This is a genomic window from Lacticaseibacillus brantae DSM 23927 (genome assembly GCF_001436115.1).
Classification (GTDB): Bacteria; Bacillota; Bacilli; order Lactobacillales; family Lactobacillaceae; genus Lacticaseibacillus; species Lacticaseibacillus brantae.
Genome location: NZ_AYZQ01000001.1, coordinates 815,628 through 824,330 on the forward strand (window position 1 = coordinate 815,628; position 8,703 = coordinate 824,330).

Consider the following 8,703-nt stretch of genomic DNA (forward strand, 5'->3'; position numbering starts at 1 on the left):
TTCCTCCTACCGCGCGCGGCGGTTAATGATGAATTGTTTTAAGTCTATAGCAACCCGTGACTTCAAAGCAAATAAGGCCCCGAAATATATGGCTGTCAGTAGGATAGTTTGGCTCACTAGGTCTAAGAACAGCCCAAAGGCATGAATTGGTACCAACAACCCGATGCCAAGTGCAATAAGCGCCGCCAGAATAATCCGCCATTGACCCCTAAAGACTGACCTGAGCGGTAATTCGTGACGCACAAGATAAATCCGCAAGAAGCAGACTAACAATTCTGTTGCCACAATAACTAAAGTCGCGCCATTAGCACCAAACGCTTTAACGACTGCCAAGTTCAGCCCAACAGAGACGACGGCCCCGACATAATATGGGATGGAATAAATTTTGAACAGACCGCGAGAAAGCGTGTATTGATTGGCAAACACGCTGCCGTAACTCACCAAAACGATGATTAAAGCCCCAAAGAACATGTTGAAAGCCATCGGCGTGTACGCCGCCCCCCAAAACCAGCGGACAAATTGCTCGGCATTCACCATAAAAGCAATCGTGAAGTACAAGCCGACCATCAGCGTGTAATCAAGGCTGGTTTTGAGGAGACGAACTACTTGTTCGTGGCCGGTATCTTCCACCAACATCTGGGCCATCTTAGGCATCAGAATTGTACTGATTGAACCCACAATTGCAATCACGGCTCGGGCGAGCATCTGGGTCTGCGAGTAATAACTTAACTGGCGACTCGATGCCAGCCACCCCACCAAAGTTTGATCGAAACTCACATAGAACTGGACCGCAATCATCGGCAAGGTGACTGTTAATGCTGATCGGAAGTAAACCTGGCTCCAGCCAAAGTCTTGGCGCGAAATTTTGCGCCCCAGGTGCTTGGTTAAATCAAACCAAAAGACAACATTCGCTAGATACGTGATTGAGTTAATCAGCAAGTAAATCCATAAATCTTCCGGACGGTGGACAAACAGGAAAATGGTGGCCACAATACTGAGCTTAATGACCGTATTTCGCATGACCACTTGTTTGATCTCACCTAAGCCAATAAAAAGCCAGGAAATATCAAGAACGTAGCCAAACAGAAATGGCACTTCCAGCAGATAGAAGAATTTGTAGTCCAGCCAAAGCAAGACTGCCACCACGTACCCGACAATCACGAGCAACCCGACTGTCAACTGAATCTGCCACAAACGTGCGAAAGTTTTAGGCAGATCTTCTTTAGGCGCCTGAGCAATGCTACGAACCCCAAATTGGTTCATCCCAAACAGAATCACCACGCTCAAAAACACAGGAATCGAGTTGATTAGTGCATTAATGCCGAGCGCTTCTGGTTGCAGAACACGCGAGACATAGGGCGTTGTCACAAAGGGCAGGATCAGAATCAAGATCTGATAAACTCCGTTGTAGATAATATTCGTCATCGTTTTACGCATGCGGTTTCTCCACTAACAATTCTGAAACGATTTGCGCACTGACAGGATGGACATAGTTTGCATTATGCGCCTGCGCAAATGCGGACTGGTCGGTCGGTGCCTGTTGTAAGGCGGCAAATAAATCAGTTTGATTTTCAACAACTGGGCCTGGAACAAAAGTTGGGTAGTCATAATAAAAACCCCGTAATTGGTCACCATACTTGGCCAAATCATAAGCGTAAAAGACCATTGGGCGATTGAGGAGTGCGTAATCAAAGAACACTGATGAGTAGTCGGTAATCAATTGGTCACTAATGAGATACAAATCCCGAATATCAGGATATTGGCTCACGTTTTGGACATGGGGCCAGGCTGATAAGTCAGGCACCTTGTCAGCAACATGCGGATGCAACCGTAACAGCAAGATTGTGTCTGGAAAGGTTTGGGTAAAAGCATCCAAATCTAGTTGCAACTGGAACTTTGCTTCGTCATCCCGGAAGGTCGGTGCATACAACCACACCGGTTGGTCAGGCGTTAACCCTAACTTCTGGCGCAAAGCGGTTTGATAGGGCTTATCGTCGCGATGCGTGACCAGAACATCATTTCGGGGCAAGCCTTCAGCAACTAACTGACCAGCTCCTAAGCCAAACGCTTGTGCATAAATCCAATTATCAGCCGGCGCATTACTCAAGAAGTACGTCCAGTTTTCAGGCTCTTTGGCCGTTTCATCCCGATAGGTATTATCGGCCGGCATATCATTGGCAATGTGCTTCAGCGGTGTTCCATGCCAAGCTTGTAGAAAGACGCCATTGTGATGTTGGCGCAGCCGATATGGCATATTCACATTCACAATCCAATACTTGCTCTTAGCTAAGGCCAGGAAGTACTGCCGTGAATGCCGCGACACAAAAATTAACTGCTGGTTTGGATAGTCAGCCTGCATTTGCGCGGCTTCTGTCAAATCCTCTAATAAGATGTAGTAACGGGCTTGCGGCTTTTCTTGCACCAAGGCTTCAAAAATCGCCCGCGGATTATCTGAAAAGTGCTTGCCATCCCAAGCGTTGAAGAAGTAACTATTCGAATCCATGCGCGTGAACCACTTAACGAGACTGAAATAGATGCCATGGTAGAAGAATTGAATCAACCAATGTTTCATGCGCTCAGCCGTCCTTGCTTCGCTCTGCGGATAGCAGCAATCAATACCCCTTCAAAGAAGCCTAACAGGATCGTGTCAGTCAAGAAGTCCATCACGTTCCCTGAATAGACTGAAGCACCGACCATCGCCACGACCCCAAGCAGTAAAGCTGAGACGTAAAATTGACGCACAGCGGCGTAACGTAACCAGGCGTAGACACCATAAGCCCCCACAAAGACGTAAGGCATCAACAACAGCAGCACACCAAGATATCCCATTGAATACCACTGAGAGACAAAGTCCTGTTCCAGATTGAAAATATTATTCATCCGAGTATAGGTAATCCCAAACCATGCATCTAATGGATTGTGGTTATAGGCCTTAACGTGATCGAGCATTGCTTGTTCGACTTGCCGGTAATTCAAACGTTCAGCGATTGGCCACCGCATCACCCCAAACCAGAATTCAGGATCATTTTTATACGAATAACTTTCAAAAACGAACTTCTTATTGAGCGAATAACGAGACCAATTTTTCTTAATGTATTTAACCAGAATAGGTTTGCGCTGAGCAGTCGTCTTGCCAACCAACTGGGCATCCAAGCGGCGTTCGAGTGTTTTGATCTTAGCCTGTTTCTCGTTTTCTTTACGCGTTGTTTGGACTGAGACATCAAAATTTGCGCGATTACTGTTCGGTGAAATCGGCAGTAAGCCTGCCGCAACCACTAACAATGCTGCAATGATGGCTAGATGAGACCATTCGAATTTAACGTTTTTCAACAACAAGGTGTGGGTCAGGTAAGCAATCACAAACAGGCCTGCCATCCCAATAAATCCGTAGGTGGATGTTTTGGTCCCTAACATGAACATTGCCAATAACTGACTGAAGGCCAAGATACCGTTCAGCCAATTCAAACGTTTGAAGACCACGTACAGAATCAGCGGTGTCAACAGAATTTCAACGGCACTGATGGCATTGGCAAAATAGAAGAAGCCTTTGCTGGCGAGCCCATAGTAACTCCCGCCCACTGCAGACGAGAACCAGTTGAAAATGCTGCCCGTAATCCAGCCGCCACCATAAGACGCTAACGCAAAGCCAAACAGGTTCGTAATTACAATACTGCCTGAAATCAAGCCAACGAGAATCTGAATAATTTTGGTAATGGTAGATTCAGTGAAGTCCAAGCGATTGGTCACAAATAAGGTGAACAATGGAACCAACATCCGCAGAACATAGAAGGCTTCACCCACTAATGAGAAGTGGAAATTATTGGGATTCACTGAAATGAAATGACTGGCATTCCAAACATGTAATACGAAATAAATGGCTAACGCCCCGATATAAGTAAAAATTAGCCAATCTCTTCGACTGAACCGCTCGCTGATGACAAACATCACGGCGACAACTAGAATCAAGATCAGCCGAATGATGGTTGAAATTGAAAATGATAATAATGTTGATAACGGCGGAACATAGAAGAAATAGACATCTAAAAATGGCTGTAACAGAATGAATGCGAGGAAAACCCGCTTAAGTTGTTTTTGCAAAGTGCTTCTCCTTATTTCTTCAATATTTCTGAGTATCCAGCCCAAACGGCTGCTTGTAATTGGGCAATTGAGAAGTGCGCCATCGCATAGTCGCGAAAACGTTGACCTTCGGCTTGGAGGGTTTGATCCAGATAGCGCTGGTAAGCTGTGGCCATCGCTGATGCCAATGCGTCGACATCCCCAACCGGCACGACTTGCCCGTATTTGGCGTCTGGAATCATCACCTGCATGTCACCGACATTCGTCGCAATCACTGGTACCCCGGCGTCAGCACTCTCCAGTAAGACAAGTGGGAAGCTTTCTGATTGCGAGGTTAACAGATTGACATCCGTGGTCGCCTGCAAGCCCCTAATCTCCTCTGGGGTTTTGAACCCAAGCATGTGCACCTGCTGCGCAAGTCCCAAGTCCTGAATCATTGTCTGAATCGCATCATGCATAGGGCCATCACCAACAACATTGAGTTGAGCCGGTAACTGCGCAGCTTTAAAAGCATGGAGTAAGAGCGCATGGTCTTTAACGGGATGCAGCCGTGCAACCATCATCATCGTGAAGGTTGGATGAGGCTGAGCCATCACCGGTGTGCTGTGAAACGCGATACCGTTATAGATTACTCGAATCTTGGTGGTTGGCACACCTAAATGCGCGACCTCAGCAGCGAAGGTCTTGGTGACCACATCGACTTGGTCGGCCCGTTTGAGACTGGCAATATTAAGCCGAGTAAAAATTCGGCCAGCCACGCCGCCATTCATAAAATCAAGCGTGGGATCCGAATGAACGGTAATCACCCACTTGGCGAGAACGCGGCGATGAATCATGCGCATAAATAAGTTTGCTCGAGCCCCATGAGAATGAACAATATCATAATGGCCGTGACCAATAAACTGGCGCAATTCTTTAAGAATAGACAGTGAATAGCGACTCTGATGCGCCAAGACGTGAACAGAAATACCCGCCTCTCGTGCGGCTGCTGCCACAGACCCATCAGCAAAGGTCAGCAATTCAACATCAGGTTGGCCCTTTAATAGGCTAACAATATGGGTCAAGCCGCCACCATTTTCGAGACCAGCGTTGATATGCAGAACTTTCATGATTGGGCTTTAGCCTCCTGACGCACCGCCGCCAAAAACCGCGGCAAAACTAACATTCTGGGTAACCGACTCGGATTTTTGACTAAACGATAGGCCCATTCCATATGTACGCGTTGCACCCATTTTGGCGCGCGTTTAACGGCACCGGCCAAGACATCGAAACTGCCCCCCACGCCCATCATAAAGGCTTGTGGAAGATGTGGCTTTAACGCCAACAGAAATTGCTCTTGTTTGGGAAAACCCAGGGCCGCAAAAATCATATCCGGTTGTGCAGCAATCACGGCATCACTCACCGCTTGATCATCAAGCCCAAAATAGCCGTCGTGGGCGTAAACGACGGTCAGGTTAGGATATTGCTTGGTCACATTGGCCACGGCTTGATCGTTGACTGTTTGTTTTGCCCCTATCAACGCAACGGTCAGATGCGCTTGATTGGCCTGCGCCAGCAGCGCTGTCATTGTGTCAAACCCAGTGACTCGCTCCGGCAATGGCGTGTTGAGCATCTGAGCTCCCGTAACCACACCAATTCCGTCGGCCGTGACAAAATCAGCTTCAGCCAAAATTTGCGCATAGTCGCGGTGTTCTTTTGCGTACATCACAATTTCCGGGTTGGCCGTCACCACAAAACTCCCCTGATGTTGACTTAACCGGTTCATAAAAATCTGAATAAACTCGGATTGCGTATAGGCATCAAAATCAACCCCTAGTACATTGACGCGTGACATCCGCACCGCTCCCTCTTCACATAAGTAAATTAACCCTTGTATTATACCAGAATTATTCCCGCCTCGGGGTCATATCCCGTTTCTTAAGGATTTTCATAAAATTTTGTATGAGCGAACAGTTATGGCTTCTCGCCTTGCGTTCACTTACCCCCTAGGCTACACTTAAAAAAATGGATGAAATGAGGCTTTTGTCATGAAACGCGTGATTACATATGGGACCTTCGACTTATTACACTGGGGCCACGTCCACCTGCTAGAGCGGGCGGCCGCTTTAGGGGATGAATTGATTGTGGGCTTGTCTACTGATGAATTCAATGCTCTGAAACATAAAGAAGCCTATCATAGTTATGAACATCGGAAATATATCCTTGAAGCAATTCGCTATGTTGACAAGGTCATTCCCGAAACCAGTTGGGATCAAAAGATCCATGATGTCCAAGATTTAGACATTGATATTTTCGTCATGGGTGATGACTGGGAAGGCCAATTTGATTTCCTGAAACCTTATTGCGAGGTCATTTATCTTCCTCGGACCAATGGCATTTCAACCACGCAGATTAAAGCAGATTTAAAATAAACAACAAAAAAGCTTGTGTCCAGAAAGGCATCTGGACACAAGCTTTTTTTAGCGTTCGAGATAAAATTCAAAGCGGCTGCCAACGTACTGGGTTCGCACGTATTCAAAAGGCGTCCCGTCTTGCAGGAAGGAGGTCTGTCGCACGCGCAAAATTGCATCGTTACGTTTAATAGCCAGGTACTCGGCAATCCGTTCGCTGGCAAGCATGGCGCTGACGGTCTGTTGAGCCCCGCCCAAAACAAAGCCGCCTTTACTTTCCAGCGTGTGATAGAACGATTTGCTGACTTCTGACTTGCTGAAGTTCTTTACCAAATCATAAGGCACCGTCGCGACTTCAAATGTGATCGGCACCTCATCCGCATAACGAATGCGTTCCATTCGTAGCACTTGTGCGCCCTCAGCCAACTTGAGCTTTTCGCTTTCAGAGAGCGAGGGACTCGCAATGTGGTAAGAAATGGTCTTGCTAGAGGGCTTCCGGCCTTGAGCGACCATGATATCAGTGAAACTGGTCACGCCAGAAACCTTCTCCTGAACCTTCTGATTGGCCACATAGGTTCCTGCCCCGATGCGCCGTTCCAGAATACCCTCTTCAACCAACGTTTGAATTGCCTGGCGGAGGGTCATCCGCGATACCTTAAACGTCACGGCTAGTTCACGTTCAGATGGGATGCGGTCCCCAATTTGCCATTTGCCACTCTCAATATCTTGCTTAATCTGATTATGGATTTTGATATAAACCGGTAATTCCACTGGTTATCCCTCGTTTCACCCTACTTAATCTTGAACAGTGTCATGCTTAACCCCATAACTAAAGGTTTGAATCAATTGCAAGTCTGCATTAAAGACGTTCATGTCAGCATCTTTACCCACTTCAAGCGTACCTTTTGAATCTAAGCCAAATTCACGCGCTTGGTTAACAGAACTCATCATCACGGCTTCACCCATGGAAGCACCCATATAGGCCATTGCATTGTGGAAGGCATCTTTAAACATCAAAACTGAGCCAGCCAGCGTGCCATCAGCCAGACGCGCTTGCTTATCCTTCACAAAGACTTTTTGGCCGCCTAATTCACTTTCGCCTTCTGGCATTCCCTTGCTTCGCATTGAATCGGTCACTAAATCGATCCGCTCTGGGCCTTTTTGTTCAAAGGCTAAACGTAACATGTCAGGGACAATATGGAAGCCATCTGCGATGAGTTCAGCATACATGTTGTCTTCCAACATGGCGTGCCCAGTGACACCAGGTTCCCGGTGCTTGAATTCACGTTGCGCATTGTACAAGTGGGTGACGTGGGTCGCCTTACTATGTAACATCTGTTCCCGGGTCGCATTGGAGTGCCCAACTGACGGCACAATGTTGTGCGCCAAGAGGTAGTCTTCAAATGCTTGTGAGCCCTCATCTTCTGGGGCGTAAGTGATGAGGCGAACACGATTGCCTGATAATTCGTTCCATTGCTTCACTAATTCCGCGTCAGGCACTTTAATATATTCTTCTGGTTGTGCACCCTTAAATGTGGCATTGATGAATGGCCCTTCAAGATGCACACCTTGGATGATTGGATTACGGTCAGCAGCGGTCTTCACGCCACTCATTGCCTTATTAATGTTTTCAGTCGATTGCGTCATGGTTGTGGCAAAAAGGGTAGTCACCCCTTCATGTTCCATCATTTTGGTTGCCATTTGATCGATTTGGTCGGCATCGCCATCCATGGCATCGAACCCATAACCGCCATGGGCGTGAACGTCGATGAATCCAGGAACAATTGTCTTGCCTTGCATATCAACGATTGTTTCACCGGATTGTGCCCGGTAATCAAACATATCCCCCACGGCGAGAATCTTATCATCGAAACGAATATAGCCGTCTTCAATTCGTTCTAAGCCTGTATAGATTACAGCATGCTTCAACACAGTAACTGTCACAATCAACCACTCCTAATCTGAATTACTTTAAATATACGCTGGTATAGACCAAACTTCAAGCCCACACCAATTTAAATTTAATTTCGCGAGACCGCTATTTTGCTACCATTCACCCATAATCTGAATTAGACCAATTGGGCCGGGCACAAAAAAAGCTGTCACCATTACTGGTCACAGCTAGAGTAGTTGGGGTAGCTGGATTCGAACCAGCGCATGACGGAGTCAAAGTCCGTTGCCTTACCGCTTGGCTATACCCCAATAAGAAAAATGGAGGAGATAGGATTCGAACCTA

General features: G+C 47.0%; 8 protein-coding genes and 1 tRNA gene. 1 reads left to right on the forward strand and 8 read right to left on the reverse strand.

The genetic code is table 11. The features are described from left to right. Window positions 1–6: 6 nt before the first annotated feature. The 5 genes from FC34_RS04140 to FC34_RS04160 are packed head-to-tail and all read right to left on the reverse strand — an operon-like array spanning window position 7 to window position 5,911. Window positions 7–1,437, reverse strand: coding sequence for an oligosaccharide flippase family protein (locus FC34_RS04140; RefSeq protein WP_057894109.1), 1,431 nt, complete (start codon window positions 1,435–1,437; stop codon window positions 7–9). After that, complete coding sequence (locus FC34_RS04145) at window positions 1,430–2,572, reverse strand: CDP-glycerol glycerophosphotransferase family protein (protein ID WP_057894110.1); 1,143 nt, start codon at window positions 2,570–2,572, stop codon at window positions 1,430–1,432. The genes FC34_RS04140 and FC34_RS04145 overlap by 8 nt, the downstream gene beginning before the upstream one ends. Next, window positions 2,569–4,098 carry an O-antigen ligase family protein gene (locus tag FC34_RS04150; RefSeq protein ID WP_057894111.1) on the reverse strand — a complete coding sequence of 510 codons (1,530 nt, stop codon included), beginning with the start codon at window positions 4,096–4,098 and terminating at the stop codon, window positions 2,569–2,571. The genes FC34_RS04145 and FC34_RS04150 overlap by 4 nt, the downstream gene beginning before the upstream one ends. Window positions 4,099–4,109: 11 nt before the next feature. Further along, complete coding sequence (locus FC34_RS04155) at window positions 4,110–5,186, reverse strand: glycosyltransferase family 4 protein (RefSeq protein WP_057894112.1); 1,077 nt, start codon at window positions 5,184–5,186, stop codon at window positions 4,110–4,112. Beyond that, entirely contained in the window at window positions 5,183–5,911 is a 729-nt protein-coding gene (locus tag FC34_RS04160; protein ID WP_057894113.1) for a WecB/TagA/CpsF family glycosyltransferase, read from the reverse strand. The genes FC34_RS04155 and FC34_RS04160 overlap by 4 nt, the downstream gene beginning before the upstream one ends. A 193-nt stretch (window positions 5,912–6,104) precedes the next feature. Between FC34_RS04160 and tagD the strand changes: the two genes are divergently transcribed. Continuing rightward, complete coding sequence (gene tagD / locus FC34_RS04165; protein ID WP_057894114.1) at window positions 6,105–6,488, forward strand: glycerol-3-phosphate cytidylyltransferase; 384 nt, start codon at window positions 6,105–6,107, stop codon at window positions 6,486–6,488. 48 nt (window positions 6,489–6,536) lie between these two features. On the opposite strand, the gene FC34_RS04170 is transcribed toward tagD, so the two are convergent. The 3 genes from FC34_RS04170 to FC34_RS04180 form a co-directional block, all read right to left on the reverse strand. Further along, window positions 6,537–7,238, reverse strand: coding sequence for a GntR family transcriptional regulator (locus tag FC34_RS04170; protein ID WP_057894115.1), 702 nt, complete (start codon window positions 7,236–7,238; stop codon window positions 6,537–6,539). A gap of 24 nt (window positions 7,239–7,262) precedes the next feature. Beyond that, window positions 7,263–8,411, reverse strand: a complete 1,149-nt coding sequence (nagA, locus tag FC34_RS04175) for an N-acetylglucosamine-6-phosphate deacetylase (protein WP_057894116.1) — start codon at window positions 8,409–8,411, stop codon at window positions 7,263–7,265. 186 nt (window positions 8,412–8,597) lie between these two features. Then, window positions 8,598–8,669: transfer RNA gene (locus FC34_RS04180), tRNA-Gln, on the reverse strand. Between the last annotated feature and the right edge of the window lie 34 nt (window positions 8,670–8,703).

Excerpts from the sequence above, each read along its gene's own strand:
- FC34_RS04140 (WP_057894109.1), bottom strand. The coding sequence starts at position 1,437 with ATGCGTAAAACGATGACGAATATTATCTACAACGGAGTTTATCAGATC.
- FC34_RS04160 (WP_057894113.1), bottom strand. The coding sequence starts at position 5,911 with ATGTCACGCGTCAATGTACTAGGGGTTGATTTTGATGCCTATACGCAA.
- tagD (WP_057894114.1), top strand. The coding sequence starts at position 6,105 with ATGAAACGCGTGATTACATATGGGACCTTCGACTTATTACACTGGGGC.
- FC34_RS04155 (WP_057894112.1), bottom strand. The coding sequence starts at position 5,186 with ATGAAAGTTCTGCATATCAACGCTGGTCTCGAAAATGGTGGCGGCTTG.
- FC34_RS04145 (WP_057894110.1), bottom strand. The coding sequence starts at position 2,572 with ATGAAACATTGGTTGATTCAATTCTTCTACCATGGCATCTATTTCAGT.